Origin of the sequence: Jannaschia sp. S6380, assembly GCF_023015695.1 — a bacterium.
GTDB lineage: Bacteria > Pseudomonadota > Alphaproteobacteria > Rhodobacterales > Rhodobacteraceae > Jannaschia.
In genome coordinates, this window is the sequence record NZ_JALKAS010000002.1 from 509,759 (window position 1) to 529,601 (window position 19,843).

Here is a 19,843-nt window from a genome sequence, read left to right on the forward strand (position 1 = left end):
GCCGATTGCCCCCGCGGCAGCGGCAGAAGATCAGGTGTCGCATGACCGCGCTTTCCCGGTACGAACCGCTGCGGATCCGGCGGTCCGACGCGGACCGGTTTCCTCGGGTTTCGACCGGGTTCGGAGGGGGATCCGCTGAATGGACGAGGAGGTCCATCTCGACGGCTGGCTCGGCTACGAGCGGGACGCCAGCATCCTGCACGAGGATCTGTCCTGGCTGGTGCACACGCTCGAATGGGCGGTCGTCGCCATCGACGTCTTCGCCTGCCTGATCCTGCTGATCGGCGGTATTCGGTTCATCGCGGGCTTCGCCCGCGCGGAGATCAGCCGCGACGACGCCCGCCGGGTACGGGGCGTCAACCGCGAGCGCGTGGAACTTGGCCGTTATATCCTGGGCGGGCTGGAACTGCTGATCGTCTCCGACATCATTCACACGGCGCTGAGCCTCGCGATGATCGACCTGATCTTCCTGGGGCTGCTGGTCGTGATACGCTCGCTCATCTCGTTCTTCCTCGACCGGGAGTTGGAGCAGGTGAAGAAGGAGTTGGGAGAGTGATCCGTTCGACGTCCACCTCGGTCCTGTTGATCGCCGCATTTCTATCCGCGCCGCTCGCCGCGCAGGACATCGCATTCGACACCATGCCGATCCTGTCATGTCTGGAGGCCGAGGATACCCCGACGGACTGCATCGGCCGGGCGGCGCGCACTTGCATGGGCGCCACGCCCGGCGGCGACTCCACCGTGGGAATGGGCGCCTGTCTCTGGGCGGAGGCGGAATTCTGGGACGACCGCCTGAACGCCGCCTATCGGACACTGCGGGCACGGCATCTCGATGCCGACGCCGAAGCCGCCTTGCTGGACATCACAGTGCCGTCTCTGGCCGAGACCCTGCAGCAGATGCAGCGCGCCTGGATCGACTATCGCGATGCGGCCTGCGCCTATGAACGCGCGAACTGGGGTGGCGGAACGGGACAGGGGCCGGCTGGTGCGGCCTGCGTGATGTCCCTGACCGGCGAACAGGCCTTGAAGCTCGAGGATCGGCTTGGCGAGGATTTGCGATGAAACTCACCTCCACCCTCATCCCCGCCTCCGACGAGGCCCGCGCCAATCGCGAAGCCCATCTCGCCGCCCTGGCCGAGATCCGGGAGGCTGCAGCGACCGCCCAGGGCGGGGGCGGCGAAAAGGCCCGCGAACGCCACCTGTCGCGCGGCAAGATGCTGCCTCGCGACCGGGTGGCGAACCTGCTCGACCCCGGCTCGCCTTTCCTGGAGGTTGGCGTCTTCGCCGGTCACGATATGTATGACGGCGCGGCCCCGGGGGGCGGGGCCATCGCCGGCGTGGGCCTCGTCCATGGGCGACAGGTCATGGTCGTCTGCAACGACGCCACGGTGAAGGGCGGGACCTATTACCCGATCACCGTCAAGAAACACCTGCGCGCCCAGGAGATCGCCGAGGAGAACCGCCTTCCCTGCATCTACCTTGTCGACAGCGGCGGCGCGAACCTGCCCAATCAGGACGAGGTCTTCCCCGACCGGGACCATTTCGGGCGCATCTTCTACAATCAGGCGCGGATGTCCGCGAAGGGCATCGCCCAGATCGCCGTCGTGATGGGGTCCTGTACGGCCGGCGGCGCCTACGTGCCCGCGATGTCCGACGTGTCGATCATCGTGCGCGAGCAAGGGACGATCTTCCTGGCCGGCCCGCCATTGGTGAAGGCCGCCACGGGCGAGGTGGTCACGGCGGAGGATCTGGGCGGCGGCGACGTGCACACGCGGCTGTCGGGCGTGGCCGACTACCTGGCCGAGAACGACGCGCATGCCCTGGCGCTCGCGCGCGAGGCGGTGCGCTCTGCCGGCGGCATCGTGACTTCCGGCGCGTCCAGCTTCGAGCCGCCCGCCTATGACCCGGGCGAGATGTTGGACGTGGTGCCCGCCGACCTGCGCACGCCCTACGACATCCGCGAGGTCATCATGCGCCTCGTCGACGGATCCCGCTTCGACGAGTTCAAGGCGCGTTTCGGCGAGACACTGGTCACGGGTTTCGCGCAGGTCGAGGGCATGCCCGTCGGCCTCGTCGCCAACAACGGCGTCCTCTTCAGCGAGGCGGCGCAGAAGGGCGCGCATTTCATCGAGCTTTGTTCCCAGAGGAAGATCCCGCTGGTGTTTCTGCAAAACATCACCGGTTTCATGGTCGGCCGGAAATACGAGAACGAGGGGATCGCGCGGCATGGCGCCAAGATGGTGACCGCGGTGGCGAGCACGTCCGTCCCAAAGATCACCATGCTTGTCGGCGGGTCCTTCGGCGCCGGCAATTACGGGATGGCGGGGCGTGCCTATCAGCCGCGCTTCCTGTGGACCTGGCCCAACAGCCGCATCTCGGTCATGGGCGGCGCGCAGGCCGCGGGCGTGCTGGCGACGGTCAAGCGCGATGCGATGGAGCGGGCGGGGCAGGATTGGTCAACCGATGACGAAGCTGCCTTTCGCCGCCCGACCGAGGAGATGTTCGCGCGACAGTCGCACCCTCTCTATGCCTCGGCCCGCCTTTGGGACGACGGCATCATCGACCCACGCCGGTCGCGTGATGTGCTGGCGCTGAGTTTGCGCGCGGCACTGAACGCGCCCATCGAGGAGACACGCTTCGGCGTGTTCCGAATGTGACCGGTATGGGCGAGTTCCGCGACCTGAATGATGACTATCCCGGCGCCGGCACGTTCCGCCTGGGCGACGGGCCGGAGCTCTGCGACCAACTGACCGATCTGGTGATCGCCGGCACCAAGACCGCGACCTGCGGCGCGCTGCGCGACTATCCCGAAGGCGATCCGGGCCGCCCCGTGGTCGGACGTCGCGACATCGCCACCGACTGGAACGGCACACCCCGTGTGGTCATCGAGACGACGGAGGTCACCGAACGCCGCTTCGGTGACGTCCCGGAGGAGTTCGCGCTGGCCGAGGGGGAGGGCAGGTTCGCCGAATGGCGTGACGGCCACATCCGCTTTTTTGAGCGGAACGGCGGCTGGTCGGAGGACATGTGGCTGCTCTGCGAACGGTTCCGCGTGGTGGAGGTGCTGTGATGGCGTTTTCAGGCGTTGCCGAGAATGCGTTCGAGATACCCGGCCTGGGCGTCGCCCCGATGGGCCAGCTCGGCGGCGTCAGGCCGGGACCGCATCGGCATCACCACATCCCGTCGGACCTGTTCGCCATCGACGTTCCGCGCAGAGGAGACCTGTTTCTCCGTGGAGGGGGCGGCGGTTCGGTTATCGAAGTCGAGGATCGAGGTGTCCGCGTTCGCAGTCGCCTCACCGGCATGCCATGCGCTGCCGTGATCGGCGTCCTCATGGATCGGTCCGAAATCTCCGAAGGCGTCAGAGTGGCCGTCATCACATCCGAGGATATCGAATGTTCACCAAGATCCTGATCGCCAACCGGGGCGAGATCGCCTGCCGGGTGATCGACACCTGCCGCAGGCTGGGCGTGCGGACCGTGGCCGTGCATTCGGACGTGGACCGGGACGCGCGGCATGTCGCGATGGCGGACGAGGCGGTGAGCCTGGGCGGCGCGGCGCCTTCCGACAGCTATCTGCGCGGGGACGCCATCGTCGCGGCGGCAAGGGCGACGGGCGCGCAGGCGATCCATCCGGGCTATGGCTTCCTGTCCGAGAACCCCGACTTCGTGGAGGCGGTCGAGGCGGCGGGTCTGACCTTCATCGGACCGTCCGCCGAGGCGATCCGGGCCATGGGCCTGAAGGACGCGGCGAAGGACCTGATGGAGAAGGCGGGCGTGCCCGTCGTGCCCGGCTATCAGGGCGCGGGGCAGGACCCGGACGATCTGGCGCGCGAGGCGGCGGCGATCGGCTATCCCGTCCTCATCAAGGCGGTCGCGGGTGGCGGCGGCAAGGGGATGCGTCGGGTCGAGATGGCGAGGGGGTTCGCGGATGCGCTGGACAGCGCGAAATCCGAGGCTTCGAAGGCGTTCGGCAACGATCACGTCCTGATCGAGAAATGGGTCGCGACGCCGCGCCATATCGAGGTGCAGGTCTTCGGCGACGGCACGCGCGCCGTGCATCTGTTCGAGCGCGACTGTTCCCTCCAGCGCCGTCACCAGAAGGTGATCGAGGAGGCGCCCGCCCCCGGCATGACGCCCGAGATGCGCGACGCGATGGGGCAGGCGGCGGTCCGCGCGGCCGAGGCCATCGGCTATTCGGGCGCCGGCACGGCCGAGTTCATCGTGGACGCGTCGGAGGGGCTGCGCGCGGACCGGTTCTATTTCATGGAGATGAACACCCGCCTGCAGGTCGAACACCCCGTGACCGAGGCGATCACCGGCGTCGACCTGGTCGAATGGCAGCTGCGTGTGGCGTCCGGCGAAGGGCTGCCCGCGCGCCAGGCGGACCTGTCGATCACCGGCCACGCCTTCGAGGCCCGCCTCTATGCCGAGGATGCGGCGAACGGCTTCCTGCCGCAGACCGGGACGCTGACGCATCTGCGCTTTCCGGACGGCGCCCGCGCCGAGACCGGGGTGCGCGCCGGCGATGCGATCAGCCCGTGGTATGACCCGATGATCGCCAAGATCGTCACGCACGGGCCGACGCGCGCGATGGCGCTTTTGTCGCTGGAGCGCGCGCTGGCCGCCACGCAGGTCGCGGGCACGGTCACGAACCTTTCGTTCCTGCGCAACCTCGCGCGGCACGAGGGTTTCATGGCGGGCGAGGTCGATACCGGGCTGATCGATCGCGACATCGACGCGCTGGCCGCCCGCCCGGTGCCCTGTTCGCGGACGCGCGCGGTGGCGGCGGTCGCCGCACTCGGGCTCGACGCGCCTGGCGACCATCGGGGGTTCCATCTGTGGGCGCCGCTGGCCTGGACCGCGCGCCTTGTCTGGCACGAGGAGGAGATCACGGCGCGGGTCGAGGGGCTGGACGGCATCTGGCGCATCACCATCGGCGACGACGTGCACGAGGTCGCGGCTGATGGCGAGTGGCGCGTCGATGGCGCGCCGATCGCGGCGGAGGTCGGTCGCGCGCCAGGCAAGGTCCACGTCTTCTGGGGCAACGTCTACTCCTTCGACGCGTCCGACCCGCTGGACGTCGCGGCCGCGGCGGGCGCCATGTCGGGCGTGGTCGAGGCGCCGATGCCGGGTCTGGTCAAGGCGGTGTTCGTCGAGGCGGGGGCCGCGGTCTCGGCGGGCGATCGTCTCGCCATCCTCGAGGCGATGAAGATGGAGCATACGTTGACCGCCCCACGCGACGGCACCGTGGCCGAGGTTCTGGCCGAGGCGGGCGCGCAGGTCGAGGCGGGCGCGCCGCTGGTGCGGCTGGAGGAGGAATGACCGGGATCGTCCTGCACCACGTCCCGCAGAGCCGGTCGCAGCGGGTGCTGTGGCTGCTGCGCGAGTTGGGCGTGATGTTCGAGGTCCGGGAATGGCCCTTCGACAAGACACTGCGCGGCGAGGAATTCCTCGCGCTGAACCCTGTCGGGCGCGTCCCCGCGCTGGAGATAGACGGCCGGCCGGTCTGGGAGACGGGCGCGATCCTGCAGGTGCTGTGCGAGAGGTTTCCCGATGCGGGCCTCGACCGTGCGCCGGGCCATGCGGAGTGGATCGACTGGCTGATCCAGATCCACTTCGCCGAGACGATCAGCCAGCATGCCGCCGTGCTGACGCAGGGCCATCTGATGCTGCGCGACCCTTCGACGCGCTCGCCCGTGGTGATGAAGCTGGAGGCCGCGCGGGTCGGCAAGTGCTTCGACGCGATCGAGGCGCGGCTGGACGGTGACTGGCTGCTGCGGGGCGGGTTCTCGGCCGCCGATGTCGCGGTGGCGCAGGCGGCGGTCATGGCGCGGCGGTTCCACCGGGTCGGCGACCGGGCGCGGATGGCCGCGTGGATGGACCGCTGCGAAGCGCGGGAGGCCTTTCCGGCCGAAGACGGCGGCCTCTACGATCGCGACTTCTATGAGGTTCCCGATGCCTGAGACGGTCGAGATTTTTGAGGTCGGCCCCCGCGACGGGTTGCAGAACGAGAAGCGTTTCATCCCCGCGGCGGAGAAGATCGCGCTGATCGACCTGCTGTCGCGCGCCGGGTTCCGCCGGATAGAGGTGGCGAGCTTCGTCAGCCCGAAATGGGTGCCCCAGATGGCCGACGGCGCCGAGGTGCTTGCCGGAATCGACCGCACGCCGGGCGTGTCCTACGCCGCGCTGACGCCGAACCTGCGCGGCTATGACGGCGCGAAGGCGGCGCGGGCGGATGAGGTGGCGATCTTCGCGAGCGCGTCCGAGGGGTTCTCCAGGGCCAACCTGAACGCGACGATTGCCGAGAGTCTCGCGCGGTTCGCCCCCGTGGTCCGGGCGGCGAAGGCCGACGGGTTGCCGATTCGCGGCTATGTCTCCTGCGTGGTGGATTGTCCGTTCGACGGGGCGGTTCCACCGGCCGAGGTGGCGCACGTGGTCGCCGCCTTGCGCGACCTCGGCTGCTACGAGATCAGCCTGGGCGACACGATCGGCCGGGCCACGCCCGAGGCGGTCGATGCGATGCTGGCTGCGGTGCTGGGCGAGATGCCGGCCGACCGGCTGGCCGGACATTTCCACGACACCGCGGGGCGCGCGCTCGACAATGTCGACGTGGCGCTGGCGCGGGGGTTGCGGGTGTTCGATGCGGCGGTGGGCGGCCTTGGCGGTTGCCCCTATGCCCCGGGGGCCGCGGGCAACGTGGCGACCGGGGCGGTGCTGGCGCATCTGGACGCGTCCGGGTTCGACACCGGGCTGGATGCCGGGATCGTGGCGGAGGCCGGAGACATGGCGCAACGTATGAGGCATGGCGAATGACCCACGACACCCTGGATGTGACGCGCGACGAACGCGGCGTGGTGACGGTGCGGCTGAACCTGCCCGACACGCACAACGCCCTGTCGGCGCGAATGATGGACGAGCTGACCGAACTGGCCGGGACGGTGGGCGCCGATGACAGCCGCGCCGTCGTCCTGACCGGCAATGGCAAATCGTTCTGCGCCGGGGGCGACCTGCGTTGGATGCGGGCGCAGTTCGACGCGGATGCCGCCGCGCGTGCGGCGGAAGCGCGGCGGCTGGCCGGCATGCTGCAGGCGCTGAACACGCTGCCGAAGCCGCTGATCGCGGGGGTGAACGGCGCGGCCTTCGGCGGCGGCGTGGGACTGGCCTGCGTGGCGGACGTAGCCGTGGGCGTCGACACCGCGCTGTTCGGCCTGACCGAGACGCGGCTGGGCCTGATCCCCGCGACGATCGGACCCTACGTCATCGCGCGGATGGGCGAGGGGCGGGCGCGGCGCGTGTTCATGTCGTCGCGGCGCTTCGACGCGGCCGAGGCGGTCGAACTCGGCGTCCTGTCGCGTGCCGTCGCTACGGCCGATTTGGATGCGGCAGTCGAGGCGGAGGTCGTGCCCTACCTGTCCTGCGCGCCGGGGGCCGTGGCCGATGCGAAGCGGCTGGCCCGCAGCCTGGGGCCCACCATCGATGAGGGGGTGATCGCCGCCACGATCGACGCGCTCGCCGCGCGGTGGGAGGGGGACGAGGCCGCCGAGGGGGTCGGCGCGTTCTTCGACAAGCGCAAGCCGCGCTGGGCGACCTGACGACGCGCGGCGGAACGCGGCCTGCCGGGTCATCGCCGCTTGCCGTTCCCCCCGCCCGCGATAGTGTGGCCGCAACCCTCGCCAGAAGGACCTGCAGACATGCTGAACCGCCGAACATTTACCTTGATGCTTGCCGCGACGCCGCTTTCGGCCTGCGCCGACGCGCCCGCCATGTCGGCGCGGCCCGGCGCGCGCGCGGCCGATCCCGATCTGGTGCCGCGCGCGACGGCGGGCTGGTCCGCCTGGGTCGCGTCCTTCAAGGGCCGTGCCCGGTCCGCGGGCATCCGCGCGGACGTGATCGACGCGGCGTTTCGCGGCGCGGGTTTCGTGCCCGGCGTGGTGGCGCGCGACCGCAACCAGACCGAGTTCAGGCGCAGCTTCGAGGATTACCTCAACATCGTCGCGCCCGAGAGCAAGGTCGAGGCCGGACGCGCCGCCTTCGCGCGGCAGCGGCGGGCGCTCGCGGCGATCGAGGCGCGCTACGGCGTGCCGGCCGAGATCGTCTGCGCGATCTGGGGCGTGGAGAGCAATTACGGCCAGCGGCGCGGCGACATCCCGACCATCTCCGCCATCTCGACGCTGGCCTATGACGGTCGGCGCGGCGCATTCTTCGAAAGCCAGCTCATCGCCGCGCTGCGTATCCTCCAGGCGGGCGACGTTGCGCCGGACCGGATGGTCGGGTCTTGGGCGGGCGCGATGGGCCACACGCAGTTCATCCCGACCAGCTACCTGCAATCGGCGGTGGATTTCGACGGCGACGGGCGGCGCGACATCTGGGGCGAGGATCCGACGGATGCGCTGGCCTCCGCCGCGTCCTACCTTGCCGGGGCGGGATGGCAGCGGGGGGCGACCTGGGCCGTCGAGGACCCGTCGGGAGGCCTGACGCCCGATGCGGGCGGGCCGTCCTTCCGGACCGGGCCGAACTTCCGCGTCATCAAGCGGTACAACAATTCCGACAGCTACGCACTGGGCGTCGGGCACCTGGCCGACCGGATCGCGGGGGGCGGGCCGCTGCGCGCGTCGTTCGGGCCGGACCGGTTCGGCATGACCAAGGATCAGCGGCAGGAGCTGCAGCGCCGCCTAACCGCCACCGGCTTCGACACCGACGGCACGGACGGCGTGATCGGCCCGAAGAGCCGCGCGGCCATCGCCGCGTTCCAGCGGTCGCGGGGCTTGCCCGCGACCGGCGATCCGTCCCTGCGCCTGCTGGCGATGTTCTGATCCGTGCACGTTGACCACAGGGTGCCCCGGGCCTAGAAACCCCCGAACCCGCCCTGCCCGGAGGCCATGATGGAAGTCCTGCTGCTCGAATACCTGCCGGTCCTGATCTTCCTGGGCTTGGCCGTGGGGCTGGGCCTGGTGCTGATCCTGGCGGCGGCGATCCTGGCCGTGCGCGCGCCCGACCCCGAGAAGGTGTCGGCCTATGAATGCGGGTTCAACGCCTTCGACGACGCGCGGATGAAGTTCGACGTGCGCTTCTACCTGGTCGCGATCCTGTTCATCATCTTCGACCTGGAGATCGCGTTCCTGTTCCCCTGGGCCGTCAGCTTCGCCGGCCTGTCGGATGCCGCGTTCTGGTCGATGATGGCGTTCCTGGCCGTGCTGACCGTGGGCTTCGCCTACGAATGGAAGAAGGGTGCGCTGGAGTGGGAATGAGCGGGCCGGCCCGCCATCTGCGCGGGGCCGCCTGAGGCGCCATGGCGGGGCGGGACGCGATGTCGCGGGCCTTCCCCTCACGCGATGCGGTTCGCCGACCTATGTTATCGTCCGGGGCGGTGCCCGCGTTGACCCCCCCTGGGCCGCGGGCTACACCCCGACCCGACCGGCGGCCGCGGCCCCGAGCGAGAGACCTGACGGAGCGTTGCCATGGGTGTGCAGACCGGACTGAACCGAGCGGGCGGTGATAAGGAGCACGCCACCCAGCTTCTTAATCGGGAGTTGCAGGACAAGGGCTTCCTGCTGACCTCGACCGAGGACATCATCAACTGGGCGCGCACCGGTTCGCTGCACTGGATGACCTTCGGGCTGGCCTGCTGCGCGGTCGAGATGATGCACACCGCCATGCCCCGCTACGACATGGAGCGGTTCGGCACCGCGCCCCGCGCGTCCCCCCGCCAGTCGGACCTGATGATCGTCGCCGGCACGCTGACCAACAAGATGGCGCCCGCACTGCGCAAGGTCTACGACCAGATGCCCGAGCCGCGCTACGTACTGTCGATGGGCTCCTGTGCGAACGGGGGCGGGTACTACCATTACAGCTACAGCGTCGTGCGCGGCTGTGACCGGATCGTTCCCGTGGACCTTTACGTCCCCGGCTGCCCGCCGACGGCGGAGGCGCTGCTCTACGGGATCCTGCAACTCCAGCGGAAGATCCGCCGGACCGGAACCTTGGTGCGCTGATGAGCTATCTGGACCAGACGGATCAGTTGCGGGAACTGGCCGCGCATATCGAGCTTCGGCAGCCCGACCTCGTCTCGAACACCGAGATCGCCCGGGGTGAGCTGACGATCGAGGCGACGGGTTCGGACCTGCCCGCGCTGGCGGAGTTCCTCAAGACCGACGAGCAATGCCGTTTCGCCACCTTCGTCGACCTGACCGCGATCGACTATCCGGGCGATGAGCGCCGCTTCTGCGTGGTCTACCATTTCCTGTCGATGTACCTGAACCAGCGGATCCGCCTCAAGATCCATGTGCGCGAGGAGGAGATCGTCCCCTCCATCATCGACATTTACCCGGCGGCCAACTGGTTCGAGCGCGAGGTGTTCGACATGTTCGGCATCCTGTTCTCGGGCCACCCGGATCTGCGGCGCATCCTGACCGACTACGGCTTCCGCGGGCATCCGCTGCGCAAGGATTTTCCTACCACCGGCTATACCGAAGTGCGGTACGACGAGGTCGAGAAGCGCGTGGTCTACGAACCCGTCTCGCTGACGCAGGAATACCGCCAGTTCGACTTCATGTCCCCGTGGGAGGGGGCGGAATACGTGCTGCCGGGTGATGAGAAGGGGGAGGGGGCGAAATGATGGATGGTGACCTGAATCCCCGCGGCTACGACGACGCCCTGACCGGCGAGCAGAAGATCCGCAATTTCAACATCAACTTCGGTCCGCAGCACCCGGCGGCCCATGGTGTGCTGCGGCTGGTGCTGGAGCTTGACGGCGAGATCGTGGAGCGGTGCGATCCGCATATCGGTCTGCTGCACCGGGGCACCGAGAAGCTGATGGAGAGCCGCACGTATCTCCAGAACCTGCCCTATCTGGATCGTCTCGACTACGTGGCCCCGATGAACCAGGAACATGCCTGGTGTCTGGCCATCGAGCGTCTGACCGGCGTCGAGGTGCCGCGTCGCGCGCAGTTGATCCGTGTGCTGTTCTGCGAAATCGGGCGCATCCTTTCGCATCTGCTGAACGTGACCACGCAGGCCATGGACGTGGGCGCGCTGACGCCGCCGCTCTGGGGGTTCGAGGAGCGCGAGAAGCTGATGGTCTTCTACGAGCGGGCCTGCGGCGCGCGTTTGCACGCGGCCTATTTCCGGCCCGGCGGCGTACATCAGGACCTGACGCCCTCGCTGATCGACGACATCGAAGCCTGGTGCGAGACCTTCCCTTCTGTGCTGGCCGATATCGACGGGCTGCTGACCGAGAACCGTATCTTCAAGCAGCGCAACGTCGACATCGCCATCGTCTCCGAACAGGAGGTGATGGACTGGGGCTTCTCCGGCGTCATGGCGCGCGGGTCCGGCCTGGCATGGGACCTGCGCCGCGCGCAGCCCTACGAGTGCTACAGCGAGTTCGAGTTCGGCGTCCCGATCGGCAAGAACGGCGATTGCTACGACCGCTACCTCGTGCGGATGGAGGAGATGCGGCAGTCGCTGCGCATCATGAAGCAGGCCATCGCCAAGCTGCGCGAACCCGAAGGGCAGGGCGACATTCTGGCCCGCGGCAAAATCACCCCGCCGAAGCGTGCCGACATGAAGACGTCGATGGAAAGCCTGATCCATCACTTCAAGCTCTACACCGAAGGGTTCCACGTGCCCGAGGGCGAGGTCTATGCCGCCGTCGAGGCGCCCAAGGGCGAGTTCGGCGTCTATCTGGTCTCGGATGGCTCGAACAAACCTTACCGCGCGAAGCTGCGCGCGCCGGGATACCTGCACCTGCAGGCGATGGACCACATCTCGAAGGGCCACCAGTTGGCCGACGTCGCCGCCATCATCGGGACGCTGGACGTGGTGTTCGGGGAGATCGATCGGTAACCCGATGCCGAATGAGCCTGCCTTCGAGATCGAATAGAAAGTGGTCAGTCAATAATGCTACGCCGCCTCCACGCCGAACAGCCCGAGACCTTCGCCTTCACGCCCGCCAACCAGGCCTGGGCCGAGGCGCAGATGACCAAGTATCCTGAAGGGCGGCAGGCCAGTGCCGTGATCCCGCTGCTCTGGCGTGCGCAGGAGCAGGAGGGCTGGCTGACCCGCCCCGCCATGGAGCATGTGGCCGAGATGTTGGGCCTGGCCTATATCCGGGTGCTGGAAGTGGCGACCTTCTACTTCATGTTCCAGTTGCGCCCGGTCGGGCAGGCGGCGCATATCCAGATCTGCGGCACGACGTCCTGCATGATCTGCGGGGCCGAGGACCTGGTCGCCGTCTGCCGCGAGAAGATTGCGCCCAGGCCGCACGAGATCAGCGCCGACGGGCAGTTGAGCTGGGAGGAGGTCGAGTGCCTCGGCGCCTGCGCGAACGCGCCGATGGCGCAGATCGGCAAGGACTACTACGAGGATCTGACGCCGGAGCGCCTTGGTGATCTGCTCGAGAAACTTCGCACCGGCGGCGTTCCGGTCCCCGGCCCGCAGAACGGCCGTTTCGCCTCCGAGCCGCTGGGCGGGGCGACCAGCCTGACCGACCATGCGCAGAGCCCCGACCATGCGCGGAACGCCAGCGTGGCCCTCGCCGTTTCGATCGGCGACACGGTCAAGCGTATCGACGGCACCGAGGTTCCGCTGACGCATCCCTGGCACCGCGCCGAGCAGGCCGATCCGAACCCCGAAACCGCGGCGCGCGACCCGATGCTGGGACCCAGCGGGCCGGACGGCAAGCAGGCGGGCAAGGTCCGTGGCCAGCCCGATGCCAACCGCGAACGCGGGGATGCCAGCGACGGGGTCGCCAATGTTCGCGGCTCGGACGCCGATGCCAAGGGCCGCCCGGACGAGGGCGACGTCGCACCGGAGGGCAGGCCGGACGCGGGCGAGGGCCTGGGCGAAGGCAACGCGCCCCGGGTCACGGGCGATACCGACACCGACGGCGGCCTGGCGGGTACGCAGACGGCAGCCGAATCGCTGGCCACGCCGACCGAGGGCCGCCGCCCGGAGGCGATGGACGCGCCTCGGGGCGGACAACCCGACGACCTGAAGCGGATCGCCGGGATCGGTCCGAAGCTTGAAAAGCTGTGCAACTCCCTTGGTTTCTGGCATTTCGACCAGATCGCCGGCTGGTCCGCCGAGGAGGTCGCCTGGGTGGACCGCCACCTGCAGGGGTTCAAGGGACGCGTGACGCGTGACGAATGGGTCAAACAGGCTAAGATGCTGTCTGAGGGGGGCGCGGGACCGCGTTCCGAGTGAACCAGGGGCCGCCTGCCATGTCGCGCGCCCCGTCCAAGGGGGAGTGACGACATGAACGACACCGCTGGCAAGATCTTTCGCAATCGCTTGGCCGTCGCGGGCGCGGGCGGTTTCCTGGCCTTCATACTGTTCTGGCTCGCCGGCGGCTGGAATTTCTTCGGCGCGTTGCTGATGGGGCTGGTGCTGTTCGCGCTCTTCTACGTCCTGATCGGCATGATCGGCGCGGGTGGCGGCGCAAGCGGTTCTGCGCCGTTCAGCGCGTCCTCCGGGGCGGGCCATCATTCCGCCTCCACGGGCGGCAGCACCGTGCCCCCGAGCGTCGGCGGCGGCGGTGCGGCGGCCGGGGGTGGCGCGCCCGCCGCGACATCGCCCGCGGCGACGGGAACGCCGGTCGGGGAGGGTGCCGATACGTCATCCGAGCGGTCCGAGGACGCCGCCGCCGCGAAGGCGGCCACCCGGTCCGGCAAGGGCACCACTTCAGGTCCTGCAGCCAGCGCCGACGACGACGCCGATCCCGGCGTCAAGCCGGAGACGCTGGACGCCCCGCGGGACGGATCGGCGGACGACCTGAAGCGGATCAAGGGCGTGGGGCCGAAGCTGGAGGAGCTTTGCAACAAGCTCGGCTTCTGGCATTTCGACCAGATCGCGAACTGGTCCGACGAGGAGGTCGCCTGGGTCGACCGGCATCTCGAGGGCTTCAAGGGCCGCGTCCGGCGCGACGACTGGGTCACGCAGGCGCGTCAGTTGGCTGGCGGCGGCGACACGGATTTCTCGCGCCGGGTGGACAAGGGCGGCATGTACTGAAACCGGGATCGGCCTGCGACCGCGGGGCGGCTTGACGCCGTTCGGCGCGACCTGTTGAAGAGGGCGCGAAATGACACGGCCCCCGGACCATGAGATGGCGATCGCCAGACGCTCCCGCATGGTGGCCATGGTGATCGTCGGGACGGCGCTTCTTTGGATGGTGGCGCAGTTCGCGGGCGCGAACCTGGGGGTGCCGGTGCGCTGGATGGTGCTGATCGACCTGATCGCACTGGCGGCGTTGGCTTGGGCGATGATCGTGGCGGTCGGCATCTGGAAGATGCGCCGCGACAAGGAGAACTGACGATGCTGCAGGACCGGGACCGGATCTTCACCAATATCTATGGCATGGACGATCGGTCGCTGAAGGGCGCGCAGGCGCGGGGCCATTGGGACGGCACCAAGGACCTGATCGGCCTGGGCCGCGACAAGATCGTCGAGATCATGAAGGCGAGCGGTTTGCGCGGCCGGGGCGGCGCGGGTTTCCCCACGGGCCTGAAATGGTCGTTCATGCCCAAGGAGAGCGACGGCCGCCCGGCCTATCTCGTCATCAACGCCGACGAATCCGAGCCCGGCACCTGCAAGGACCGGGAGATCATGCGCCACGATCCCCACACCCTGATCGAGGGCGCGCTGATCGCGTCCTTCGCGATGGGCGCGCATGCCTGCTACATCTACATCCGCGGCGAATACATCCGCGAGAAGGAGGCGTTGCAGAACGCCATCGACGAGGCCTACGAGGCCGGGCTCCTGGGGCCGAACGCGGCGAAATCAGGCTGGGATTTCGACCTGTACCTGACGCATGGGGCGGGGGCGTATATCTGCGGCGAGGAGACCGCCCTGATCGAAAGCCTAGAGGGCAAGAAGGGCATGCCGCGCATGAAGCCGCCCTTCCCGGCGGGTGCGGGGCTCTATGGCTGTCCGACGACGGTGAACAATGTCGAGTCGATCGCGGTCGTGCCCACGATCCTGCGGCGCGGCGCCGAATGGTTCGCTGGTTTCGGCCGGCCGAACAACGCGGGCACCAAGCTTTTCGCGATCTCGGGCCATGTGAACCGGCCCTGCGTTGTCGAGGAGGCGATGAGCATCTCGTTCGAGGAGTTGATCGAGACGCATTGCGGCGGCATCCGCGGCGGCTGGGACAACCTCAAGGCGGTGATCCCCGGCGGCTCCTCGGTGCCGCTGATCCCGGGGCGCGACATGCGCGACGCGATCATGGATTTCGACTACCTGAAGGAGCAGAAATCCGGCCTCGGCACCGCTGCGGTCATCGTGATGGACAACTCCACCGACGTCATCAAGGCGATCTGGCGGCTTGCGGCCTTCTACAAGCATGAAAGCTGCGGCCAGTGCACGCCTTGCCGCGAAGGCACCGGCTGGATGATGCGCGTCATGGACCGGCTGGTGAAGGGCGAGGCGGAGGTCGAGGAGATCGACATGCTGCTCGACGTCACCAAGCAGGTGGAGGGTCATACGATCTGTGCACTGGGCGACGCCGCCGCCTGGCCGATCCAGGGTCTGATCCGGCATTTCCGCGACGAGATCGAGGACCGCATCCTGCACAAGCGCACCCCTCGCCCGGCCGTGGCCGCCGAGTGATCCGCGCGGTCGTCTTTTCGGTGCTGCTGGCCGGCCCCGCCCTCGCGCAGGACGGATCGGCCGATGCGCTGGCGCCCTTCGCGGCCTATGCGCACACGTTGGCCGCCTTGGCTGGCTGGGCGGTCCTGACGACCGTTCTGGCCGCCCTGTCGACCTGCGGCAAACCCCAAATCCGCACCGAAAGCGGGCATCCGGCACGCGACTATTCCGATCCGTTCTATCGCCGCACGCGGGCCCATCTGAACGCGGTAGAGAGTACGGGCCCCTTCATCGCCGCCGCGGTCGCCGCCATTCTGATCGGCGCGCCGCCCTTCTGGGTGAACCTTCTGGCGTCGGTCTTCCTTGTCGCGCGGATCGGGATGGCCATCGTCCATATCGGGACGGAAAATCAGCCGGCCCGTTCCGCCTTGTTCGCCGTGGGTCTCTTCTGCGTTATCGGCTTGGCCGGAATGGCGCTCGTCGGGGCGGTGACGGCGTGATCCGCGTTTTGTGCGTCTGCATGCTCGCCACACCCGCATGGGCCGAGGAGGTGCTGCCCGCGCCCGACTATTTCGTGGACTCGGCGATGGCGACGTCCACGGCCCAGGTCCTGGCGCGCAGCTGCACGCGACTTTCGGTCAACCCGGTGGAGATGACCCGGCATGGCGATGCCGTCCTCGACGCCCTGGCGCGCGATGGCTTCACGGCCGAGAACCTGGCGACCCGCATGGCCGATCCGTCGACGCAGGTCGCGGTGCAGCAGCGGACGTTCCTGCAGAAGCACGACCTGACCGAGGGCGCCTCGGAGGCTGAGGTCTGTGTCGCCGGACTGCGCGAGATCGCCGAGGGCACGAACATCGGAAAGCTGTTGGTGGAGGTCGAGGAATGAGGATCACATTGCTGACGCTGATGGCGGCGATGCTGGTCGGTTGTGGCACGATCGATCGGCTGGGCTCCGGCGTGTCATCGCCCTTCCGTGGCGACGGGCTCCGCGGCGCGCAGGCCGAGGTGGGCGGTCTGCGGTTCCGGACCCGCCTGAGCGTCGTGAGCGAGGATCGGCGTGGCTTCGCGACGGCCACGCGCGGCGCCGCCCGTGCGCCTGTGTCGGCGGCCGAGGCCGGACGCCTTCGCGCGACGGAATACTGCATCCGCCGGTTCGGCGGGTCCGAGATCGCGTGGGACATCGCCCCCGAGGGGTTCGACGCGGCCGCCGCGGTCGAGGCGGACGGCACGCTGCGCCTCCGGGGCGTCTGCCTGACGCGCTGAACGGACGGCTATCGGCCTCGCCGGTCCGGATATTGAATATCGGCGCTCCGGTCCCGACCTGTCAGTCGACCCCGACGACGAAGGATACCCTCATGCGCGGATGTGCCCTTGCCCTGACGTTCCTGGCGACCCCGGCCCTGGCCGATCTGGCGAACGAGCCCCGGATCACCGAAGGTCTGATCAATGTCGGCATCGCCTACGAGATCTCCGAGGTCTGCCCCGATATCGACGCGCGGCGCCTGCTTGGCCTGCGCTATCTGCTGGCGCTGCGCTCGGCGGCGGGGGATCTGGGCTATAGCGCAGAGGAGATCGAGGCCTTCATCGACGACGACGCCGAAAAGGACCGCCTCGAGGAGATCGCCCGCGAACGTCTGGCGCGGATGGGTGCGGTTCGCGGCGATGTCGGGGCCCATTGCCGCGTAGGCCGCGGCGAGGTGGCCGCCGACAGCCAGGTCGGTCGCCTGCTTTCGCCGCGATAAGGCGCGGCATTTGGCCCCGGGGCGACTGGCCCTTGCCGTATGACCGGGCTAGAACCCCCTCTGAAACGCGCTGCTAGCAGATCGGAGCGATGGGCATGGCCGACCTCAAGAAGATCGTGATCGACGGAACCGATGTGGAGGTTCCCGGCGAGATGACCCTGATCCAGGCCTGCGAACAGGCTGGGATCGAGATCCCGCGCTTCTGCTATCACGAACGGCTGTCCATCGCCGGCAACTGCCGGATGTGCCTGGTGGAAGTCGTGGGCGGCCCGCCCAAGCCGGCGGCAAGCTGCGCGATGCAGGTCCGCGACCTTCGCCCCGGCAAGGATGGCGAACCGCCCCAGGTGAAGACCAACTCGCCGATGGTCAAGAAGGCCCGCGAAGGCGTGATGGAGTTCCTGCTCATCAACCACCCGCTCGACTGTCCGATCTGCGATCAGGGCGGGGAATGCGACCTGCAGGACCAGGCGATGGCCTACGGGGTCGATTTCAGCCGCTACCGGGAGCCCAAGCGCGCGGCCGTCGACCTCGATCTCGGCCCGCTGGTCGAAACGCACATGACGCGCTGCATCTCCTGCACCCGCTGCGTCCGCTTCACGACCGAGGTGGCGGGCATCACCCAGATGGGCCAAACCGGCCGGGGCGAGGACAGCGAGATCACGTCCTATCTGGGCGAGACGCTGAAATCGAACCTGCAGGGGAACATCATCGACCTGTGCCCCGTCGGCGCGCTGGTCTCCAAGCCCTACGCCTTCACCGCCCGCCCTTGGGAATTGACCAAGACCGAGACGATCGACGTCATGGACGCCTTGGGCAGCAGCATCCGGGTGGACACCAAGGGCCGCGAGGTCATGCGCATCCTGCCGCGCAACCACGACGGCACCAACGAGGAGTGGATCAGCGACAAGACCCGTTTCGTCTGGGACGGGCTGCGCCGCCAGCGGCTGGACAAGCCCTATATCCGGGTGGACGGAAAGCTGCGGCCGGCGACCTGGCCCGAGGCGCTGAATGCCGCGGCGGCGGCGATGAAGGGCGGATCGGTCGCCGGGATCGTCGGTGACCTGGTCGCGACCGAGGCCGCGTACGCGCTGCGCAAGCTGATGGACGCCTTGGGCGGCGTGACCGAATGCCGGACCGACGGCGCCATGCTTCCGACGGAGCGGGCCGGCTATGCCGGCACCGCCGCGATCGAGGATATCGACGACGCGAAGAACATCATGCTGATCGGCACGGACCCCGCGCGCGAGGCGCCGGTGCTGAACGCGCGCATTCGCAAGGCCTGGCTGCGCGGCGCGAATGTCGGGCTGCTTGGCGAGGCGGTGGACCTGACCTACGACTACGCCCATGTCGGGACGGATCGCGCGGCGCTGGCCAAGCTGTCCGAACAGAAGGTCAGCGACGAGACGCGCGCGGCGCCGTCCCTCGTGATCCTGGGGAACGCGGCCCTGTCCGGGGGCGACGGCGCGGCCGTTCTGGCCCACACACGGCGCCTGGCCGAAAACTCGGGGTCCGGCCTGTTGATCCTGCATACCGCCGCCGCGCGCGTGGGTGCGATGGATGCGGGCTGTCACAGTCCCGGCGGCATCGACGCGGCCCTGTCGGCCGATGTGATCTATAACTTGGCTGCCGACGAGATCGACATTCCCGACGGTCCCTTCGTCATCTACCAGGGCAGCCATGGTGATCGCGGTGCACACCGCGCCGACATCATCCTGCCCGGTGCCGCCTGGACCGAGGAGCAGGGCCTGTTCGTCAATACCGAGGGCCGCCCGCAACTGGCGCTGCGTTCCGGCTTCGCGCCGGGCGAGGCAAAGGAGAACTGGGCAATCCTGCGTGCGCTTTCGGCCGAGGTCGGATACCAGCTTCCGTTCGACAGCCTGGCGCAGCTTCGCGGCGAACTGGTCGCGTCGGCGCCGCAACTGGCCGACCTGGACGAGGTGCCCGTCAACGCGTTTGCCCCCCTGGGCGAGGTCGGGCCGATGGGTGACGGCGATTTCGGCCTGGCGGTGCGCGACTTCTATCTGTCGAACCCGATCGCGCGTGCCAGTCGCCTGATGGCGGAATTGTCGCAGCTGGCGAAGGGACGCGAGACGCGGCCGATCGCGGCGGAGTAACGCGTATGCGGCGGGCCCCGGTCCTTGCGATGGCCTTCGTCCTGGCCGCCTGCCGATCCGAGGAGGCCCCGGTGGTCGACGTGTTCCGCCCAGACTACAAGGGCGTGGAAACGCGGCTCCTGGAGGGCGATCTCGTCAACTTCATCGTCGCTATGGAGGGTGCGCGCGACGGCCGGGACGTGGTGGACTACGCCGAATGCGCGGCCGCGCAATACGCGCTGATCCGTGGCTTCGGTTTCGCGCGTCAGGTGCGGACAAACGTGGTCGAAGAGGGTGGCGTTTGGCGCGCGGATGCGGTTTACACCGTCTCGCCATCGCTCCCACGGGGGCTGAGGACGATTGATGCCGAAGTGGTCGTCGACGCGTGCGCGGCCCGAGGCATCCCGACCGTATAAGGGAC

The 19,843-nt window shown here is 68.6% G+C and carries 23 protein-coding genes; all 23 read left to right on the plus strand.

Going from position 1 to position 19,843, the window contains the following annotated elements; genetic code table 11:
- Positions 1-139 precede the first annotated feature (139 nt).
- Positions 140-556, plus strand: a complete 417-nt coding sequence (locus tag MWU52_RS15515) for a DUF1622 domain-containing protein (protein ID WP_246953853.1) — start codon at positions 140-142, stop codon at positions 554-556.
- Complete coding sequence (locus tag MWU52_RS15520; RefSeq protein ID WP_246953855.1) at positions 553-1,062, plus strand: lysozyme inhibitor LprI family protein; 510 nt, start codon at positions 553-555, stop codon at positions 1,060-1,062. The genes MWU52_RS15515 and MWU52_RS15520 overlap by 4 nt, the downstream gene beginning before the upstream one ends.
- A complete protein-coding gene (locus MWU52_RS15525; protein ID WP_246953857.1) occupies positions 1,059-2,657 on the plus strand; it encodes a carboxyl transferase domain-containing protein in 1,599 nt (532 codons plus the stop codon). Before MWU52_RS15520 ends, MWU52_RS15525 begins: the two co-directional genes overlap by 4 nt.
- Before the next feature lie 5 nt (positions 2,658-2,662).
- Positions 2,663-3,070 (plus strand): ASCH domain-containing protein, encoded by a 408-nt coding sequence (locus MWU52_RS15530; RefSeq protein ID WP_246953859.1) that lies wholly within the window; start codon positions 2,663-2,665, stop codon positions 3,068-3,070.
- 325 nt (positions 3,071-3,395) lie between these two features.
- On the plus strand, positions 3,396-5,324 hold the full coding sequence (locus MWU52_RS15535; RefSeq protein WP_246953861.1) for an acetyl/propionyl/methylcrotonyl-CoA carboxylase subunit alpha: 1,929 nt from the start codon (positions 3,396-3,398) through the stop codon (positions 5,322-5,324).
- Entirely contained in the window at positions 5,321-5,965 is a 645-nt protein-coding gene (locus tag MWU52_RS15540; RefSeq protein ID WP_246953863.1) for a glutathione S-transferase, read from the plus strand. The genes MWU52_RS15535 and MWU52_RS15540 overlap by 4 nt, the downstream gene beginning before the upstream one ends.
- The gene (locus tag MWU52_RS15545) at positions 5,958-6,815 is read left to right on the plus strand and encodes a hydroxymethylglutaryl-CoA lyase (RefSeq protein ID WP_246953865.1); all 858 of its coding nucleotides are present in this window, start codon (positions 5,958-5,960) and stop codon (positions 6,813-6,815) included. Before MWU52_RS15540 ends, MWU52_RS15545 begins: the two co-directional genes overlap by 8 nt.
- Positions 6,812-7,594, plus strand: coding sequence for a crotonase/enoyl-CoA hydratase family protein (locus MWU52_RS15550; protein ID WP_246953867.1), 783 nt, complete (start codon positions 6,812-6,814; stop codon positions 7,592-7,594). Before MWU52_RS15545 ends, MWU52_RS15550 begins: the two co-directional genes overlap by 4 nt.
- Before the next feature lie 126 nt (positions 7,595-7,720).
- Positions 7,721-8,815 carry a lytic murein transglycosylase gene (locus MWU52_RS15555; RefSeq protein ID WP_246953869.1) on the plus strand — a complete coding sequence of 365 codons (1,095 nt, stop codon included), beginning with the start codon at positions 7,721-7,723 and terminating at the stop codon, positions 8,813-8,815.
- A gap of 69 nt (positions 8,816-8,884) precedes the next feature.
- Complete coding sequence (locus tag MWU52_RS15560) at positions 8,885-9,250, plus strand: NADH-quinone oxidoreductase subunit A (RefSeq protein ID WP_246953870.1); 366 nt, start codon at positions 8,885-8,887, stop codon at positions 9,248-9,250.
- 210 nt (positions 9,251-9,460) lie between these two features.
- Positions 9,461-9,994, plus strand: coding sequence for an NADH-quinone oxidoreductase subunit B (locus tag MWU52_RS15565; protein WP_246953872.1), 534 nt, complete (start codon positions 9,461-9,463; stop codon positions 9,992-9,994).
- The gene (locus MWU52_RS15570) at positions 9,994-10,617 is read left to right on the plus strand and encodes an NADH-quinone oxidoreductase subunit C (RefSeq protein WP_246953874.1); all 624 of its coding nucleotides are present in this window, start codon (positions 9,994-9,996) and stop codon (positions 10,615-10,617) included. The genes MWU52_RS15565 and MWU52_RS15570 overlap by 1 nt, the downstream gene beginning before the upstream one ends.
- Positions 10,614-11,846: an NADH-quinone oxidoreductase subunit D gene (locus MWU52_RS15575; protein ID WP_246953876.1), complete on the plus strand. Its 1,233-nt coding sequence runs from the start codon at positions 10,614-10,616 to the stop codon at positions 11,844-11,846. The genes MWU52_RS15570 and MWU52_RS15575 overlap by 4 nt, the downstream gene beginning before the upstream one ends.
- Before the next feature lie 54 nt (positions 11,847-11,900).
- On the plus strand, positions 11,901-13,205 hold the full coding sequence (locus tag MWU52_RS15580; RefSeq protein WP_246953878.1) for an NADH-quinone oxidoreductase subunit E: 1,305 nt from the start codon (positions 11,901-11,903) through the stop codon (positions 13,203-13,205).
- A gap of 51 nt (positions 13,206-13,256) precedes the next feature.
- Positions 13,257-14,009, plus strand: a complete 753-nt coding sequence (locus tag MWU52_RS15585) for a hypothetical protein (protein WP_246953880.1) — start codon at positions 13,257-13,259, stop codon at positions 14,007-14,009.
- 70 nt (positions 14,010-14,079) lie between these two features.
- Positions 14,080-14,310, plus strand: coding sequence for a DUF5337 family protein (locus tag MWU52_RS15590; protein WP_246953882.1), 231 nt, complete (start codon positions 14,080-14,082; stop codon positions 14,308-14,310).
- Positions 14,311-14,312: 2 nt separating this feature from the next.
- Positions 14,313-15,605 (plus strand): NADH-quinone oxidoreductase subunit NuoF, encoded by a 1,293-nt coding sequence (gene nuoF / locus MWU52_RS15595; RefSeq protein ID WP_246953884.1) that lies wholly within the window; start codon positions 14,313-14,315, stop codon positions 15,603-15,605.
- Positions 15,602-16,084 (plus strand): MAPEG family protein, encoded by a 483-nt coding sequence (locus MWU52_RS15600; protein WP_246953886.1) that lies wholly within the window; start codon positions 15,602-15,604, stop codon positions 16,082-16,084. Before nuoF ends, MWU52_RS15600 begins: the two co-directional genes overlap by 4 nt.
- Positions 16,081-16,473: a DUF5333 family protein gene (locus MWU52_RS15605; RefSeq protein WP_246953888.1), complete on the plus strand. Its 393-nt coding sequence runs from the start codon at positions 16,081-16,083 to the stop codon at positions 16,471-16,473. Before MWU52_RS15600 ends, MWU52_RS15605 begins: the two co-directional genes overlap by 4 nt.
- Entirely contained in the window at positions 16,470-16,850 is a 381-nt protein-coding gene (locus tag MWU52_RS15610; RefSeq protein WP_246953890.1) for a hypothetical protein, read from the plus strand. The genes MWU52_RS15605 and MWU52_RS15610 overlap by 4 nt, the downstream gene beginning before the upstream one ends.
- A 92-nt stretch (positions 16,851-16,942) precedes the next feature.
- Positions 16,943-17,329 carry a DUF5333 family protein gene (locus tag MWU52_RS15615; protein WP_246953891.1) on the plus strand — a complete coding sequence of 129 codons (387 nt, stop codon included), beginning with the start codon at positions 16,943-16,945 and terminating at the stop codon, positions 17,327-17,329.
- A gap of 95 nt (positions 17,330-17,424) precedes the next feature.
- Positions 17,425-19,443: an NADH-quinone oxidoreductase subunit NuoG gene (nuoG, locus tag MWU52_RS15620; protein ID WP_246953893.1), complete on the plus strand. Its 2,019-nt coding sequence runs from the start codon at positions 17,425-17,427 to the stop codon at positions 19,441-19,443.
- A 29-nt stretch (positions 19,444-19,472) separates the two neighbouring features.
- On the plus strand, positions 19,473-19,838 hold the full coding sequence (locus tag MWU52_RS15625) for a hypothetical protein (protein WP_246953895.1): 366 nt from the start codon (positions 19,473-19,475) through the stop codon (positions 19,836-19,838).
- Positions 19,839-19,843: the final 5 nt, after the last annotated feature.